Annotated in this window: 18 protein-coding genes; 12 read left to right on the forward strand and 6 right to left on the reverse strand. The window is 34.6% G+C overall.

The genetic code is table 11. The annotated features are described in order from the left end of the window. Positions 1-105: 105 nt before the first annotated feature. A complete protein-coding gene (locus LIX58_RS07775) occupies positions 106-3,300 on the forward strand; it encodes an efflux RND transporter permease subunit (RefSeq protein ID WP_226386232.1) in 3,195 nt (1,064 codons plus the stop codon). An 85-nt stretch (positions 3,301-3,385) separates the two neighbouring features. Here LIX58_RS07775 and mspA read toward each other — a convergent pair whose 3' ends face one another. Further along, entirely contained in the window at positions 3,386-3,703 is a 318-nt protein-coding gene (mspA, locus tag LIX58_RS07780; protein WP_126565812.1) for a membrane stabilizing protein MspA, read from the reverse strand. A 72-nt stretch (positions 3,704-3,775) separates the two neighbouring features. Then, complete coding sequence (locus LIX58_RS07785) at positions 3,776-3,943, reverse strand: SE1832 family protein (RefSeq protein ID WP_126565811.1); 168 nt, start codon at positions 3,941-3,943, stop codon at positions 3,776-3,778. Between the two features lie 139 nt (positions 3,944-4,082). Here LIX58_RS07785 and LIX58_RS07790 point away from each other — a divergent pair, with 139 nt between their 5' ends. Then, positions 4,083-4,991 carry an AEC family transporter gene (locus LIX58_RS07790; protein WP_154837689.1) on the forward strand — a complete coding sequence of 303 codons (909 nt, stop codon included), beginning with the start codon at positions 4,083-4,085 and terminating at the stop codon, positions 4,989-4,991. 124 nt (positions 4,992-5,115) lie between these two features. Here LIX58_RS07790 and LIX58_RS07795 read toward each other — a convergent pair whose 3' ends face one another. The 3 genes from LIX58_RS07795 to LIX58_RS07805 all read right to left on the reverse strand — a co-directional run bounded on the left by LIX58_RS07795 (position 5,116) and on the right by LIX58_RS07805 (position 7,855). Then, positions 5,116-5,907 carry a glucose 1-dehydrogenase gene (locus LIX58_RS07795; RefSeq protein ID WP_126565809.1) on the reverse strand — a complete coding sequence of 264 codons (792 nt, stop codon included), beginning with the start codon at positions 5,905-5,907 and terminating at the stop codon, positions 5,116-5,118. Between the two features lie 29 nt (positions 5,908-5,936). Next, the gene (locus LIX58_RS07800; RefSeq protein ID WP_226386233.1) at positions 5,937-6,800 is read right to left on the reverse strand and encodes a GRP family sugar transporter; all 864 of its coding nucleotides are present in this window, start codon (positions 6,798-6,800) and stop codon (positions 5,937-5,939) included. Between the two features lie 185 nt (positions 6,801-6,985). Beyond that, positions 6,986-7,855 (reverse strand): GNAT family N-acetyltransferase, encoded by an 870-nt coding sequence (locus LIX58_RS07805; protein ID WP_154837687.1) that lies wholly within the window; start codon positions 7,853-7,855, stop codon positions 6,986-6,988. Between the two features lie 151 nt (positions 7,856-8,006). Between LIX58_RS07805 and LIX58_RS07810 the strand changes: the two genes are divergently transcribed. Further along, on the forward strand, positions 8,007-10,142 hold the full coding sequence (locus LIX58_RS07810) for a DNA topoisomerase III (protein WP_226386234.1): 2,136 nt from the start codon (positions 8,007-8,009) through the stop codon (positions 10,140-10,142). A gap of 112 nt (positions 10,143-10,254) precedes the next feature. Then, positions 10,255-11,589: an NCS2 family permease gene (locus LIX58_RS07815; protein WP_226386235.1), complete on the forward strand. Its 1,335-nt coding sequence runs from the start codon at positions 10,255-10,257 to the stop codon at positions 11,587-11,589. Between the two features lie 60 nt (positions 11,590-11,649). Here LIX58_RS07815 and LIX58_RS07820 read toward each other — a convergent pair whose 3' ends face one another. Further along, positions 11,650-12,045 (reverse strand): hypothetical protein, encoded by a 396-nt coding sequence (locus tag LIX58_RS07820; RefSeq protein WP_226386236.1) that lies wholly within the window; start codon positions 12,043-12,045, stop codon positions 11,650-11,652. 397 nt (positions 12,046-12,442) lie between these two features. On the opposite strand from LIX58_RS07820, the gene rpsJ reads away from it, so the two are divergent. The 8 genes from rpsJ (at position 12,443) to rpsC (ending at position 16,641) form a co-directional block, all read left to right on the forward strand. After that, positions 12,443-12,751 (forward strand): 30S ribosomal protein S10, encoded by a 309-nt coding sequence (gene rpsJ / locus LIX58_RS07825; protein WP_001118667.1) that lies wholly within the window; start codon positions 12,443-12,445, stop codon positions 12,749-12,751. 28 nt (positions 12,752-12,779) lie between these two features. Then, positions 12,780-13,442: a 50S ribosomal protein L3 gene (gene rplC, locus LIX58_RS07830; RefSeq protein WP_053028556.1), complete on the forward strand. Its 663-nt coding sequence runs from the start codon at positions 12,780-12,782 to the stop codon at positions 13,440-13,442. 26 nt (positions 13,443-13,468) lie between these two features. Continuing rightward, entirely contained in the window at positions 13,469-14,092 is a 624-nt protein-coding gene (gene rplD / locus LIX58_RS07835; RefSeq protein WP_126565803.1) for a 50S ribosomal protein L4, read from the forward strand. After that, entirely contained in the window at positions 14,092-14,367 is a 276-nt protein-coding gene (rplW, locus tag LIX58_RS07840) for a 50S ribosomal protein L23 (RefSeq protein ID WP_002448403.1), read from the forward strand. Before rplD ends, rplW begins: the two co-directional genes overlap by 1 nt. 39 nt (positions 14,368-14,406) lie before the next feature. Next, a complete protein-coding gene (gene rplB / locus LIX58_RS07845; RefSeq protein WP_103297684.1) occupies positions 14,407-15,240 on the forward strand; it encodes a 50S ribosomal protein L2 in 834 nt (277 codons plus the stop codon). Between the two features lie 64 nt (positions 15,241-15,304). After that, entirely contained in the window at positions 15,305-15,583 is a 279-nt protein-coding gene (gene rpsS, locus LIX58_RS07850; protein WP_001829710.1) for a 30S ribosomal protein S19, read from the forward strand. A gap of 27 nt (positions 15,584-15,610) precedes the next feature. Continuing rightward, positions 15,611-15,964, forward strand: a complete 354-nt coding sequence (rplV, locus tag LIX58_RS07855) for a 50S ribosomal protein L22 (RefSeq protein WP_103297685.1) — start codon at positions 15,611-15,613, stop codon at positions 15,962-15,964. Between the two features lie 23 nt (positions 15,965-15,987). After that, positions 15,988-16,641: a 30S ribosomal protein S3 gene (gene rpsC / locus LIX58_RS07860; RefSeq protein ID WP_103297686.1), complete on the forward strand. Its 654-nt coding sequence runs from the start codon at positions 15,988-15,990 to the stop codon at positions 16,639-16,641. Position 16,642 lies beyond the last annotated feature (1 nt).

The following is a 16,642-nucleotide window of genomic DNA, read 5'->3' on the forward strand; positions in this document are numbered from 1 at the left end:
GACATCTGAACGATTCTATAATGACAGAAACGTTCAGATTTTTTTAGATAAAATGAAAACTCAAACTAAGCAATGAGTTTTAAAAACGTTTAGGGAAGTGACGTAATGATTAAGAAAATGCTTCAATTCTCATTAGGTAATAAGTTCGCTATCTTCTTAATGGTAGTATTAATTATTTTAGGTGGCGTCTATTCAAGTGCAAAATTAAAACTTGAATTATTACCTGATGTGGAAAATCCAGTGATATCTGTACAGACAACAATGCCTGGTGCCACCCCACAGACCACACAGGATGAAATAAGTTCAAAGATAGATCAACAGGTAAGGTCTTTGGCTTATGTTAAAAGTGTTAAAACGCAATCGATTCAAAATGCTTCGATTGTAAGCGTAGAATATGACAATAACACTGACATGGACAAAGCTGAAGAAGTCTTGAAAAAAGAAATTGATAAAATAGATTTTAAAGATGGTATCAGTGAACCAGAATTAACACGTAATTCAATGGATGCATTCCCGATTGTCGCTTATTCATTTACTAATAGTAAAAATGATTTGAAAAAAACAACTAAAGAAATTAATGAGCAATTAATTCCCAAACTACAAACTGTAGATGGAGTACAAAATGCACAATTAAATGGTCAAACAACACGTCAAGTGACATTGAAATTTAAGCAAGATAAACTTGATGAAGCAGGATTAACTGCCGATGATGTTGAGAATTATATTAAAACAGCTACTCGTGAAACACCACTTGGTTTATTCCAATTTGGTAATAATGAAAAATCACTAGTCGTTGACGGACAATTTAAATCCGTTGATGCACTGAAAGATTTAAAAATACCACTAACTATAGGTGGGCAAGGTCAATCAAGTAGTGGAGACGATGATTCTGATAGTAATAGCATGAGTAGTACAGGAGACGATGCTTCTACCTCAAGTAGCGGTCAAAAATCTCAAAGTAGTTCAATGTCAATGGGCGATAGTGGCAAGATGCCAAGCGTACCATTAAAAGAGCTGGCTAAAGTCACTGTTGGAGATGAACGCTCATCTATTTCTAAAACAAATGGTAAAGATGCAGTGAACGTTCAAGTGATGAAAGCGCAAGATGCAAATACAGTTCAAGTCGCTCGCGAAACGCAGAAAAAAATTGATGAGTTTGTAAAAAATAATAGTGATATTAAAGCCACTAAAACAATGGATACTGCTAAACCAATTCAAGATTCACTGTATACAATGGTTGAAAAAGCAGCATTAGGTACAATAGTAGCAATTATCGTTATCCTATTATTCTTAAGAAATATTAAAACTACTGCGATTTCTATTGTTTCAATTCCATTGTCTATTTTAATCGCGTTGATTGCTTTAAAATTAAGTAACGTATCGTTAAATATTTTAACGTTGGGTGCGTTAACTATCGCAATTGGACGTGTGATAGACGACTCGATTGTTGTAGTAGAAAATATTTATCGACGCTTATCTGACCCTGATGAATCATTAAAAGGCAATCATTTAGTAATTAGTGCGACTCGTGAAGTATTTAAACCTATTTTATCTTCAACTATCGTTACAATCATTGTATTCTTACCGCTTGCCTTTGTATCGGGTTCAGTGGGTGAGATGTTTAGACCATTTGCATTAGCGATTGCTTTCAGTTTATTAGCTTCATTATTAGTTTCTATTACCGTGGTGCCGGCGTTGGCTTCTACATTTTTCAAAAAAGGAATTAAAACAAAACAACGTCCGACTAGTACGAATGAGACTAAAGGTCTTGGGGCGATTAGTAGAGGCTATCGAAGCGTATTAAGTTGGTCACTGAATCATAAATGGATTGTTATTATTATCAGTTTAGTCATCTTAGTTGGAAGTGTCGTGCTCGGCGGTGCAAAATTAGGTACAAGTTTCATTTCAGCAGGAGAAGATAAATTCTTAGCTGTAACGTATACACCTAAACCTGGTGAAACGAAAGAAGCGGTACTTGATCACGCGAAAGAAGCACAACAATACTTACAAAGTAAGAAAAAAGTTAAAACCGTGCAATATTCAGTAGGAGGACCTTCTCCAGCGGATCCAACAGGTAGTACTAATAGTATGGCTATTATGGTTGAATACGATAAAGATACGCCTAACTTTGATGAGGAACCTGACAAAGTTGTTTCTCATTTAGCGAAAATGAAGGACCCAGGAGAATGGAAAAATCTAGATATGGGTACGGGTGCTGGTAATAACTCAATAGAAGTAACCGTCAAAGGTCCGTCGCCTGATGCAATTAAAGATACAGTTGCTAAAGTTGAAGATAAAATGAAATCTGTCGATGGCGTAGCAAATGTTAAATCAGATTTATCTCAAACTTATGATCAATATGAAATTAAGGTTGATCAAAACAAAGCGACAGACAAAGGTATTTCAGCTGGACAATTGGCATTAAATTTAAATGAAAATTTACCAGAGAAAACAATTACCACTGTCAAAGAAGCTGGTAATAAAGTAGATGTTAAAGTAAAACAAAATAAACAAACAGACTGGTCACGCGATAAGATCAATAATATCGAATTACAGTCGCCAACTGGTGAGAAAGTAAAACTCAAAGATATTGCTAAACTTGAACATACGACAACACCAAGTCAACTTAATCAAGAAGATGGCGATTATTCAACTACTGTTTCAGGTAAAGTCATTGCTTCTGACGTAGGTGGCACATCAAGTAAAGTCATGCAAAAAGTGAATCATATCGATAAACCAGATAATGTGAAGATTAATGTTGGTGGCGCGACAGATGATATCAATCAAGCTATTAGTCAATTGGCCTTTGCGATGTTAGTTGCTATCGTGATTGTATACTTGGTATTAGTTATTACATTTAAAGGTGGTTTAGCACCATTTACAATACTATTCTCATTACCATTTACAATCATCGGTGTAGTGCTTGCATTACTCATTACAGGTGAAACGATTTCAGTACCAAGTTTAATTGGTTTATTAATGTTAATTGGTATCGTAGTAACCAATGCAATTGTGTTGATTGATAGAGTAATTACGAATGAGAAGCAAGGTATGCCTATGAAAGAGGCGTTACTCGAAGCGGGTGGCACACGTATTCGACCTATCTTAATGACTGCGATTGCTACAATCGGTGCATTATTACCGCTTCTATTCGGACAAGACAGTTCAATCCTTATTTCTAAAGGTATGGCAGCTACGGTTATTGGTGGTTTAATATCATCAACATTACTCACATTAATTGTAGTACCAGTTATTTATGAAATTTTATTTACTTTGAAAAATAAATTAACACGTAGATAAATAAAAAAAGAGGGTGGCGCCTGTTTCTAAAACAGGCGCACACCCTCTCTATTTTTTAATTTAAAAATGTTGTATCATTCAAATATTAATACATTACAAAAGTTAAAATAATGTATATCACGAATAAAATTAATGATAATATATTTAGAATTGAAACACCTTTGTGATCATTCTTTAAGGCTTTGAATGCAGTAACTTCTACATTACCTACTAAAAGAACTAGAACGACGAAGACCCACCAATTCTCTGCAGGGAATTTTAAAGTAGTAATGGCTACTACAAATAATAATAATATGCCCATCACGATTCTTAAAATACGCGTGAATACAGAGTGCATTTTAAAAATAGTGATATAACTAACGATAAGATATAATATAGGTAATAAAAGTAGGTAGAGTTTCACCTGATAACATCCTTTCTATCATGACTAATATCATAGCATTCTGATATCTTTCTGACTAGAGGCTTATATCTCTTATTTCTGACGTAATTTTGAACGAATGTTAGCAATTTCTTTCTCGATATCTTCAAGTTGTTTCAATAAAGGGTCTATATTTTGATTTAATGATTCACGTTTCTCTAAATCATTTTGCAAACGCGTGTAATCATATTTGAGTTCATCTAATTGAGATTCTAAATCCATTATGTATGGCACTCCTTTTTATTTTTGGCTTTATAATTTAGTTGAATTATAGCATGAACAAGACACTTCTAAAAATTATGGAAGTTGTGTTACAGTTATTAACTGTAATATAACAGTAAATAAGAAAGAAGGAATTGATGTGACAGAGCAATTTGTAATGATCATTTTATTAATTGCATTAGGATATCTCTTAAAGAAAATTAATTTCTTAAAAGCAGCAGACAGTCAAGTACTTTCCACACTCGTATTAAATGTCACATTACCTTCTTTAGTTATCGTTAATCTAAATAGTGCTGATTTAGATTTTTCTTTTTCAATTCTACCCATTATGATGATTGTTTATGGTGTAATTGCTAAGTTAATCGTTATTATGCTATTTAGGAAATATGATAACCATATTAAAGGTTCAGTAGGAATGATGACAGCTTCATTGAATATTGGTTTATTTGCCTATCCATTAGTCAATACGATTTGGCCTAAGAATGGTATGGTTTATTTTGGTATGGCGGATATAGGCGGTGCCATTATCATGTTTGGTATTACGTACTTTGTAGGAAGTTACTTTAGTGAAGGGGCCGACCAATTCAATTTTAAATTTTTAGGGAAAAAGTTAATTACCTCTGTGCCATTAGTGACATATATCGTCATGTTTATATTAAATATGTCTAATCTTCACTTACCGCACGTAGCTATTGATTTCTTTACTATTATTTCAAAAGCTAACATGCCTTTATCTATGATATTACTAGGCGTGATGCTTAACTTTAATATTGAACGTCACTTTTTACCAATCGCAATCAAGTATTTAGTCGCACATTACGGTCTAGGACTATTTGCCGGTCTGATGGTACACTACTTCTTACCAGTTTCAGATAATATGATTAAAACGACATTACTCATTGCTTGGTTATTACCAGTAGGGGTAGCTATTATTCCATATTCTATTCAATTTAAATATAAGACGCTACCACTTGTAGGTATGGTAACCAACATTTCTATCGTAATAAGTATTATTATCTTGTATGTATATCAAGCATTATTTGTATAATGAATTATTTAAATATGTAAAAAGCAAGCAACTCAAGGGGCGAGTTGCTTGCTTTTTTATAAGTATGAAACTTTTTAAAATGGAAGTTGCACTCTTAGGTGAATTGGACACATAAGTAGTTTGATTATCCTTTTCCACCCATAAAGGCAGGATAATTCATCATTCCACCATCCACATAGATAGTTGTACCGTGGATATAGCTTGCCAAATCAGAAGCTAAGAATAATGCTACGTTTGAAATGTCTTGTGCTTCACCAATTTCTCTAGCTGGAATCATTTCTAGTGTTTCAGCTCTAGTGTCAGGATCAGAGAATTTTTCTTTCGTATGTTCAGTAACAATTGCACCTGGTGAGATGTTATTAATGCGAATGCCGTATTGAGCATATTCCATAGACATTGTTTCCATCATTAATTTCAAACCGCCTTTACTGGCAGCATAGTTAACATAGTTTGGCCATGGGATTGTATCATGAACACTTGATGTATTAATAATGACACCTTTTTTATCTTCTTTTAAGAATTGGTTAACCGCTTCACGTGAACCAATGAAAGCACCTGTTAAATTTATATCAATCACTTTTTGCCATTCATCTAATGGCATTTTATGAGAAGGGATAGGTTTCTCAAAACCAGCATTATTAATCATAATGTCTAACGTACCAAATTCATTTACAGCTGATTGAACTAAATTTTTAACATCATCTTCTACAGATACATCGCCCTGAACAGCAATCGCTTGTCCACCTGCATTAGTAATCGTCTTTTTAAGGTCTTCAATCTCATCTAAATTACGATCAGAACGATAATTTAAAACGACTTTTGCTTTTGCTTTACCAAAGTTTTCGGCGAATGATTTACCAATACCGCTACTTGCACCTGTAATAACAACTACTTTATTTTCTAAATCTGGAAACATCTTAATTCCTCCTTAATATTTAAATGTAATTATTTTAAGTTACCTAAGATCACTACAGCAACAATGATTAATACGATACCTGACCAAATACCAATCATTTGGCGTTTATCTTTTCTCTCACCTAATAGGAATATACCACCAAGTGTAGAAACAATAACAAGTAATTGTGATAATGAGAAACTTGTAGCAACACCGACTTTAGGTTGTGAATAGAACATAAACAGGTTACCAACAGCCCACACTATACCAGGGATAAGGTTTAATGCAGTTGATTTGATATTTGTTTCGTGTTTCATAGATAGTAAGAAACCACCAATAGCCATACCGATTGATTGGAAGAATAAAGCGTCCGTACCACTGACACCAAAGATATCACCAATAACTACATAACCGACATAGCCAATTGTAGAAATGATTAATATCATCATCGCTTTTTTAAATTCAGGGTCATTCGATTTTCTTTCATTCTTAGCTTTTAATGAGGTTAGGGCGATACCAGTAACAAGTAATACCATAGCGATAAGTCCCATAGTTACTTGCGTGCCTGTACTCCATTCTCCTAAGAAAATGGCACTAAATAATGTTGTACCTACTAATTGCATTCCTGTTGAAATAGGCATCGTTTTAGATACACCAATGAGTTGTACAGAACGTAACTGGTTACCTTGACCAAATGCCCAAAGCGCACCAGAAATTAAACCAACAATAATAACAGTGATGTTATTAAATTCAGCTTTACCGCATAGTAGTAATATAATCCCAACGATTAAAGTACCTAGCGTAGTACCACGAATTTGGTTGTAAGGTCCGCCGCCTACGAACACATTGATTAAGACAACGCTCCCCCAAAATAACGCTGGTAATAATGCGATTAAGAAATCAATAAATTGCATTATTGACTCACTCTCCTTATGTATTTATTACAGTGTTCCTTTCTTATAACACTTGAAATTAGTGTATCTGAAATTATATTATGTGAGAATTGAATTGCTCACGAATATCCAAACTTTTTGAAAATAAAAAATGCCTACGATTTCGAATTTTTGAAAATCGTAGGCATATTATATTCAGTTTATTCTTAATGAACGTTTGAAGAGAGATATTTGTATTTCTTGTATTCAGTGTCTATTTTAAAACCTAATTCATTAAAGCGTTCAACTAATGTAGCATTTTTACTGCGAATTTTAAAATATACTTTTTCTAAATCATAATGGTTAAATGCATAATCAATAGCGAAGGATAATAGATCAAAGGCAATCCCCATTAAACGATAATCTGTGTGCGAACTAAAATAACGAATTTCAGCGACTGAAATTTGAGGAGACACTTGTAAATATAAGTAACCTTTTAATAATCCTTCACTTACAAATAAGAATAAATGATTATTCTCATCAAGGGAATTTATAATTTCTTGACCTGATAGTACGTTATGTTTAAAAGTTTGTTGATGTAATTTAGTAAAAGCGCGTTGAAAACCTGGCTGATATTCAATAATATTTTGGAGGTGATCAGAACGTTGTATAGGTGACGCTACATTGAGATAGTAATCGGTAAAATTGTAACTGGCATCTATATTTTTCATTAAAGGCTTGGAAGTTTGAATACATTCATTATATGAAAAGTTAAATACCGCCTTAGTATCTTGAGAATCACGAAGTGCATTAAACAATGATTGATAGTCATTTTGACTAAAGGACACTTCAGAGTTTACGAATGGTCCCACTACTTTAAATTTATGCTTTTCATATTCAATAGCAGTTATCATGGCATAAGTAGTATCATTTTCACTTAATGAGAATATACCAGGAGATGTAAGAGACTGTTCCAATAAAACTTTCATTTCAACTTGATCTGTAGGTAATTTGTATACATAAGAGGCGAATTCGTTTGACGATGTTTCTAAAAAAGACAGAATTTGGTTTAAATCGCTTAATTTAATGATATCCATAGCGTACCTCCATTTCGGTCTGATTTTCTAAATTAATTATAAATTTATTTACATTTAAATGAAAGTTATGTCTATTGCTTTACATGTTACAATGAGAGACATATGAATGAAATTTGTCTATAACCAATTGTTATATTGAAAGGAAAGTTTTATGAAATCACTTATCTTAGCAGAAAAGCCCTCAGTAGCACGTGATATTGCCGAGGCTTTAAATATAAGCGGAAAACGTAATGGCTTTATTGAAAATGAGCGTTACATTGTGACTTGGGCATTAGGGCATCTTGTGACCAATGCGCAACCAGAACATTACGATAAAGCGTATAAAGAATGGAAACTTGAAGATTTACCTATTATTCCAAAACATATGCAAACAATTGTTATTGGAAAGACGAGTAAGCAATTTAAAACAGTTAAATCCCTCATTTTAAAAAATGAAGTAAAAGACATCATTATTGCGACAGACGCTGGTCGAGAAGGAGAACTAGTAGCACGTCTTATATTGGACAAAGTAAGAAATAAAAAACCGATTAAACGTTTATGGATTAGTTCGGTGACTAAAAAGGCGATTCAACAAGGCTTCAAACATTTAAAAGATGGTAGAGCCTACAATGATTTATACCGTGCTGCGTTAGCACGTAGTGAAGCGGATTGGATTGTGGGTATCAACGCGACACGCGCGTTAACTACGAAATATGATGCTCAATTATCATTAGGTAGAGTACAAACACCAACGATTCAACTTGTGCAATCTCGTCAACAAGACATTAATCATTTCAAACCACAGAAATATTATACATTGGGTGTACAAGTTAATGGTGTTACTTTCCAATTAAAAACAGACAAGCGAATAGTAAATAAAGACGACATTGAAATGATTGCTGAAAAGGTTAAACATGCTCAAGGACGCATTGATTATGTAGAGTCTAAAGTGAAGAAAAGTTATCCTAGACCACTTTATAATTTAACTGATTTACAACAAGAAGCCTATCAACGATATAAAATGGGTCCTAAAGAGACGTTAAACACTATTCAAAATTTATATGAACGTCATAAAATATTAACGTATCCACGTACAGATTCTAACTATTTATCTGAAGACATGGCTGACACTATTAAGGAACGTTTACAAGCATTATTAGCTACTGACTATAAAGAGAATATCCGTCCGTTAATTAATAAATCGTATTCATCTAAAATGCGTATCTTTAACAATCAGAAAGTATCGGATCACCATGCTATTATTCCAACAGAAGTCCGTCCAGATATGCAAAGCTTGAGTAATAGAGAAGAGAAAATTTATTTAATGGTAGCCGAAAGATTTTTAGAATCATTGATGATGCCACATGAATACGAAGCGGTTAAAGTCACTTTAAACGTAAACAATGATACGTTTGAGTTTAATGACAAGGTGACACGTCAATTAGGATTTAAAGCACTTAGAAAAGATTCAGATCATCAAGTACAAGAACTTCATTTTCAAAAAGGGGAAACGTATAAAATTCAAAGCACTAAAGTGAGTGAACATGAAACGACACCTCCAGAGTACTTTAATGAAGGTACATTACTTAAAGCGATGGAGAATCCTCAAAACTATATTCAGTTAAATAATAAAAAACATGCCAATACGCTTAAGCAAACTGGTGGTATTGGGACTGTGGCGACTCGAGCGGACATTATTGAAAAACTGTTTAATATCAATGCGATTGAATCAAGAGATGGCAAAATTAAAGTCACTTCAAAAGGTAAACAAATATTAGAGTTAGCACCTCAAGAACTAACTTCACCATTACTAACGGCTGAATGGGAAGAGAAGTTATTGATGATTGAAAAGGGAAAATATAATGCCCAACAATTTATCAATGAAATGAAAGGTTTTACGAAAGATATCGTCAATAAAATTAAAAACAGTGAACAAAAGTATAAGCATGATAACTTAACGACAACAGAATGCCCAACATGTGGGAAATTCATGATAAAAGTAAAAACGAAAAATGGTCAGATGCTTGTCTGTCAAGATCCGTCATGTAATACGAAGAAGAATGTACAACGTAAAACCAATGCGCGCTGTCCAAACTGTAAAAAGAAAATGACATTATTCGGTAGAGGGAAAGATGCGGTCTATCGTTGTGTCTGTGGTCATACAGAGACGCAAGCGCATATGGATCAACGATTAAAAAATAAATCAAACGGCAAAGTTTCTAAAAAAGATATGAAGAAGTATATGAACAAAGAGGAAACAATCGATAATAATCCGTTTAAAGATGCACTGAAAAATTTAAAACTTTAGATAAAATCGAACTTAAAGCGTTATCTTTTGATAAAAGTTCGTTTTTAGTATTGTATTTTTCGAAAAGTAATATTAAAATATTAAAGTATTTCAAAAAAAGGAGTTTAAAGCCGTGAAAAAATACTTCCAATTCAACAAGTATGGTACTAACTACAAGAAAGAAATCATCGGTGGTATCACAACTTTCTTATCAATGGCATATATCTTAGCCGTTAACCCACAAGTTCTAAGTTTAGCTGGAGTAAAAGGCGTTTCTGCGGATATGAGAATGGATCAAGGCGCAATTTTTGTGGCGACAGCATTAGCCGCATTCGTTGGTTCATTATTCATGGGTCTTATTGCTAGATATCCAATTGCTTTAGCACCAGGTATGGGACTTAACGCATTCTTCGCCTTTACTGTTGTTTTAACAATGGGCATTCCTTGGCAAATTGGTTTAACTGGTGTGCTCTGTTCAGGAATATTCTTCGCTATCCTAACTGCTACTGGGTGGCGAGAGACAATTATTAATGCGATTCCTTATCAGATGAAAATGGCTGTCTCAGCAGGTATCGGGTTATTTATTACATTTGTAGGTTTACAAAGTGCTGGAATTATTGTGAAAAATGATTCTACATTAGTAACACTTGGACATTTAACTAAAGGACCAGTATTATTAGCAATCTTTGGTATCGTTGTAACAATTATTCTTTATGCTAAAAAAGTACCTGGTTCAATCTTCATTGGTATGATTATTACTGCAGTTACAGGTATGTTAACTGGTTTAATTCATCCACCATCAGGCGTGGTAGGGAAGATTCCAAGTATTACACCAACATTTGGTGCTGCATTTGAAGCATTCAAAGATCCAAGCCAATTATTTACGATTCAATTTTTAATCGTTATCTTAACATTCTTCTTTATTGATTTCTTTGATACTGCAGGAACACTAGTTGCCGTTGCAACACAAGCAGGAATGATGAAAGATAACAAATTACCAAGAGCAGGTAGAGCGTTATTTGCCGATTCATTAGCAACGATTGTAGGGGCTATCTTCGGTACAACAACTACTACATCATATATTGAATCAACTTCAGGTGTGGCTGTAGGCGCACGTACTGGCTTTGCGAGTGTAGTTACAGGTTTCTGTTTCTTATTAGCTTTATTCTTTAGTCCATTAATTGAAGTGGTTACAAGTGCTGTAACTACGCCAGCATTAGTAGTAGTTGGTATTTTAATGGCTGCTAACTTTGCAGAAATTAATTGGAAAAAATTTGAAGTAGCTGTACCAGCATTTATCACAATCATTATGATGCCATTATCGTATTCAATTGCGACTGGTATTGCATGTGGATTCGTATTTTATCCTATTACAATGTTAATTACTAAAAAACATAAAGAAGTACATCCGATTATGTATGTATTAATGGTACTATTCATTTTATACTTTGTATTTGTACACGGTTAAAATTAAAGACGAGGTAGCCTTGAAAGAAGGCTACCTCGTCTTTTATCTATTATTTAAACATTATCTATGACGTTCATCTCTGTTTTTATGTTGAGTATAGATTACGCGAGCGTCTTTATTAGGAAGATAAGTTGGTGCGCTTAAAACGATAAATACGAAAAATACCATTAAAAAGAAGAGCACCCAGTGTGTAAACATACCGACTACAGGGATAAACGCAATAAAAGAACCAATTATACCTATTAAAGGAATAACTGCCATTGGCTTAATAGCGTTCTGAGAATCAACTAGTAAAACAATTCCTACTATTAAATATAAGAAAGCATTCAGTAAGAGAGGATGCCAGCCAAAACTTAAAATGACACTGCCTCCTAAAAATGGAATGCCGTAGAAAAATTCACATGCTAATAAAAAGATACTTAAAATCGCTAATGTTACTTTAACACTGCTTTTCATTCATTATTCACCTCCATATGATTCATGAGTACGAAAGAAACTAAATAATTTAAATACTAAAAACTTTCATTAAAGTATTAAATTGCTTTCATCTCATTACTTTATATACCTATTATAATGAAATTTAGAAAAAAGGGAAAAAATTTACCCAAAATGGTTGAACTACATAAACATTTCCAGTACAATACTAAAGTATGTGTTAGACAAGAACATAAAAAGTTACAGAAAAACCTTGATTTATCAATGTTTTTCATGTATCATATCTAATGTTGGACTTGAAGAAAGCGATGAAGCGAAAGGTTACTGACACACCCGGCCGCTTTGCCATGGCGTTGTGTGAGATAGTTTTCGTGGAGAAGTCTATCACTTAAATGTAGACGAACAAGGAGGGAAAATTATGGCAAAACAAAAAATCAGAATCAGATTAAAAGCTTATGATCACCGAGTGATTGATCAATCAGCAGAGAAAATTGTTGAAACTGCAAAACGTTCTGGTGCAGATGTTTCTGGACCAATTCCATTACCAACTGAGAAATCAGTTTATACAATCATTCGTGCGGTACACAAGTACAAAGATTCTCGTGAACAATTCGAACAACGTACACATAAACGTTTAATCGATATTGTTAACCCAACACCAAAAACAGTTGATGCTTTAATGGGCTTAAACTTACCATCTGGTGTAGACATCGAAATTAAATTATAATAGATAAATTTTAGGAGGTGGACTTTCGATGACCAAAGGAATCTTAGGAAGAAAAATTGGGATGACTCAAGTATTCGGAGAAAACGGTGAATTAATCCCAGTTACAGTAGTAGAAGCAAGCCAAAACGTAGTATTACAAAAGAAAACTGAAGAAGTTGATGGTTATAACGCTATCCAAGTAGGTTTTGAAGACAAAAAAGCATATAAAAAAGATGCTAAATCAAATAAATATGCTAACAAACCAGCTGAAGGTCACGCTAAAAAAGCAGGCACAGCACCTAAGCGCTTCATTCGTGAATTCAGAAACGTTAACGTTGATGAATACGAAGTAGGTCAAGAAGTCACAGTTGATACTTTTGAAGCTGGAGACATCATTGATGTAACAGGTACTTCAAAAGGTAAAGGTTTCCAAGGTGCAATTAAACGTCATGGCCAAGCACGTGGACCAATGGCTCACGGTTCTCATTTCCACAGAGCGCCAGGTTCAGTAGGTATGGCTTCAGATGCTTCAAGAGTATTCAAAGGCCAAAAAATGCCTGGACGTATGGGTGGTAACACAGTTACAGTTCAAAACTTAGAAGTAGTTCAAGTTGACACTGATAACAACGTTATTTTAGTAAAAGGTAATGTACCTGGACCTAAAAAAGGTTTCTTAGAAATCCAAACTTCAATTAAAAAAGGTAATAAATAATAAGTAGCGAAAGGAGGAAAAGCATAATGGCTAATTATGATGTATTAAAAGTAGACGGATCTAAATCAGGTTCAGTTGAATTAAGCGATTCAGTATTCGCTATTGAACCAAACAACAGTGTTCTTTTCGAAGCAATTAATTTACAACGTGCTTCATTACGCCAAGGAACTCACGCAGTTAAAAATCGCTCAGCAGTTCGCGGCGGTGGACGTAAACCTTGGAGACAAAAAGGTACAGGACGTGCGCGTCAAGGTACTATTCGTGCTCCACAATGGCGCGGTGGTGGTATCGTATTCGGACCAACTCCAAGAAGTTACGCATACAAAATGCCTAAGAAAATGCGTCGTTTAGCATTACGTTCAGCATTATCATTCAAAGTTCAAGAAAATAGCTTTACAATCGTTGATACTTTTGGTTTTGATGCTCCAAAAACAAAAGAATTCAAAAATGTATTAACTACACTTGAACAACCTAAAAAAGTTTTAGTTGTTACTGAAAATGATGATGTAAATGTTGAATTATCTGCACGTAACATCCCTGGTGTACAAGTAAGCACTGCACAAGGTTTAAACGTATTAGATATTACTAGCGCTGATAGTGTTATTATCACTGAATCAGCTGCGAAAAAAGTTGAGGAGGTGCTCGGATAATGGAAGCAAGAGATGTTCTTAAGCGCCCCGTAATCACTGAAAAATCTTCTGAAGCTATGGCTGAAGATAAATATACTTTTGACGTAGATACTCGTGCTAATAAAACACAAGTTAAAATTGCAGTTGAAGAAATTTTCGACGTAAAAGTTGAAAGTGTTAACATCATCAACTACAAACCTAAGAAAAAACGTATGGGCCGTTACCAAGGCTATACAAATAAAAGAAGAAAAGCGATTGTTAAACTAAAAGAAGGTTCAATCGATTTATTCAACTAAAAAATAAAATAAATGTTACCATTAAGGAGGTAAGCGACAATGGCTCTTAAAAAATATAAGCCAATAACAAATGGTCGTCGTAATATGACTAGCTTAGATTTCGCAGAAATTACGAAATCAACACCTGAAAAGTCATTATTACAACCGCTACCGAAAAGAGCGGGCCGTAACAACCAAGGTAAATTGACTGTTCGCCATCATGGTGGAGGACACAAACGTCAATACCGTGTTATCGATTTTAAACGTAATAAAGATGGAATCACTGCAAAAGTTGATTCAATTCAATATGATCCAAACCGTTCAGCAAACATTGCATTATTAGTATATGCAGATGGTGAAAAACGTTACATCATCGCTCCTAAAGGATTACAAGTAGGCCAAACAGTTGAAAGTGGTGAAAATGCAGATATCAAAGTTGGTAATGCATTACCATTACAAAACATTCCAGTTGGTACTGTAATTCACAATATCGAATTAAAACCTGGTAAAGGTGGACAACTTGCTCGTTCAGCAGGTGCAAGTTCACAAGTACTTGGTAAAGAAGGTAAATACGTATTAATCAGATTACGCTCTGGTGAAGTTCGTATGATTTTATCAACATGCCGTGCTACAATCGGTCAAGTTGGTAACTTACAACATGAATTAGTTAACGTTGGTAAAGCCGGACGTTCAAGATGGAAAGGTATCCGTCCTACAGTTCGTGGTTCTGTAATGAACCCTAACGATCACCCACACGGTGGTGGTGAAGGTCGTGCTCCTATCGGTAGACCATCTCCAATGTCACCATGGGGTAAACCAACGCTTGGTAAGAAAACTCGTCGTGGTAAAAAATCATCAGACAAACTTATCGTTCGTGGACGTAAGAAAAAATAATAACAACTTATTTGGGTGTGCGGCGTAACAGCTGCACGCACACAATAAGAAGGGAGGCGCCCAAATGGCTCGTAGTATTAAAAAAGGACCTTTCGTCGATGATCATTTAATGAAAAAAGTAGAAGCTCAAGACGGAAGTGAAAAGAAACAAGTAATCAAAACATGGTCACGTCGTTCTACAATTTTCCCAAATTTCATCGGTCATACTTTTGCAGTATACGATGGTCGTAAACATGTACCTGTATATGTAACTGAGGATATGGTAGGTCACAAATTAGGTGAATTTGCTCCAACTCGTACATTCAAAGGACATGCTGCAGACGATAAAAAAACTAGAAGATAATAAATAGAAGTAGAGGAGGAAATCCTAATGGAAGCAAAAGCGGTTGCTAGAACAATCAGAATCGCACCTCGTAAAGTAAGATTAGTTCTTGACTTAATTAGAGGAAAAAGCGCTGGAGAAGCTATTGCAATTTTAAAATTAACTAACAAAGCTTCATCACCAGTAATCGAAAAAGTATTAATGTCCGCTTTAGCAAATGCTGAACACAACTATGATATGAACACTGATGAGTTAGTTGTTAAAGAAGCATATGCAAATGAAGGACCAACTTTAAAACGTTTCCGTCCACGTGCACAAGGTCGTGCAAGTGCAATCAACAAACGTACAAGCCACATTACAATCGTCGTAAGTGACGGTAAAGAAGAAGCTAAAGAAGCTTAATAATTATTTAAGGAGGGAATACTGTGGGTCAAAAAATTAATCCTATCGGACTTCGTGTCGGAGTCATCCGTGACTGGGAAGCTAAATGGTATGCTGAAAAAGACTTCGCTTCACTTTTACACGAAGATTTAAGAATCCGTAAATTTATTGATAACGAATTAAAAGAAGCATCAGTTTCTCACGTTGAAATCGAACGTGCTGCTAACCGTATTAACATTGCTATCCACACTGGTAAACCAGGTATGGTAATTGGTAAAGGCGGTTCTGAAATTGAAAAACTTCGTAACAAATTAAACACATTAACTGATAAAAAAGTACACATCAACGTTATCGAAATCAAAAAAGTTGATATCGATGCTCGTTTAGTTGCTGAGAACATCGCACGTCAATTAGAAAACCGTGCTTCATTCCGTCGTGTACAAAAACAAGCTATTTCAAGAGCTATGAAACTTGGTGCTAAAGGTATCAAAACTCAAGTATCAGGTCGTTTAGGCGGAGCTGACATCGCTCGTGCTGAACAATATTCAGAAGGAACTGTTCCACTTCATACTTTACGTGCTGACATTGATTATGCACACGCTGAAGCTGACACTACTTACGGTAAATTAGGTGTCAAAGTATGGATTTATCGTGGTGAAGTTCTTCCTACTAAGAATACTAGTGAAGGAGGAAAATAAT

Origin of the sequence: Staphylococcus sp. Marseille-Q1834 (assembly GCF_916858875.1) — a bacterium.
GTDB lineage: Bacteria > Bacillota > Bacilli > Staphylococcales > Staphylococcaceae > Staphylococcus > Staphylococcus pragensis.

What these genes read in the sequence shown, in the direction of transcription:
- LIX58_RS07795 (WP_126565809.1), bottom strand. Translation starts at nt 5,907, where the DNA reads ATGTTTCCAGATTTAGAAAATAAAGTAGTTGTTATTACAGGTGCAAGT.
- rplC (WP_053028556.1), top strand. Translation starts at nt 12,780, where the DNA reads ATGACCAAAGGAATCTTAGGAAGAAAAATTGGGATGACTCAAGTATTC.
- rpsJ (WP_001118667.1), top strand. Translation starts at nt 12,443, where the DNA reads ATGGCAAAACAAAAAATCAGAATCAGATTAAAAGCTTATGATCACCGA.
- rplV (WP_103297685.1), top strand. Translation starts at nt 15,611, where the DNA reads ATGGAAGCAAAAGCGGTTGCTAGAACAATCAGAATCGCACCTCGTAAA.
- rplD (WP_126565803.1), top strand. Translation starts at nt 13,469, where the DNA reads ATGGCTAATTATGATGTATTAAAAGTAGACGGATCTAAATCAGGTTCA.
- LIX58_RS07800 (WP_226386233.1), bottom strand. Translation starts at nt 6,800, where the DNA reads ATGCAATTTATTGATTTCTTAATCGCATTATTACCAGCGTTATTTTGG.
- LIX58_RS07820 (WP_226386236.1), bottom strand. Translation starts at nt 12,045, where the DNA reads ATGAAAAGCAGTGTTAAAGTAACATTAGCGATTTTAAGTATCTTTTTA.
- rplW (WP_002448403.1), top strand. Translation starts at nt 14,092, where the DNA reads ATGGAAGCAAGAGATGTTCTTAAGCGCCCCGTAATCACTGAAAAATCT.
- rplB (WP_103297684.1), top strand. Translation starts at nt 14,407, where the DNA reads ATGGCTCTTAAAAAATATAAGCCAATAACAAATGGTCGTCGTAATATG.
- rpsS (WP_001829710.1), top strand. Translation starts at nt 15,305, where the DNA reads ATGGCTCGTAGTATTAAAAAAGGACCTTTCGTCGATGATCATTTAATG.
- LIX58_RS07810 (WP_226386234.1), top strand. Translation starts at nt 8,007, where the DNA reads ATGAAATCACTTATCTTAGCAGAAAAGCCCTCAGTAGCACGTGATATT.
- LIX58_RS07775 (WP_226386232.1), top strand. Translation starts at nt 106, where the DNA reads ATGATTAAGAAAATGCTTCAATTCTCATTAGGTAATAAGTTCGCTATC.
- LIX58_RS07805 (WP_154837687.1), bottom strand. Translation starts at nt 7,855, where the DNA reads ATGGATATCATTAAATTAAGCGATTTAAACCAAATTCTGTCTTTTTTA.
- LIX58_RS07785 (WP_126565811.1), bottom strand. Translation starts at nt 3,943, where the DNA reads ATGGATTTAGAATCTCAATTAGATGAACTCAAATATGATTACACGCGT.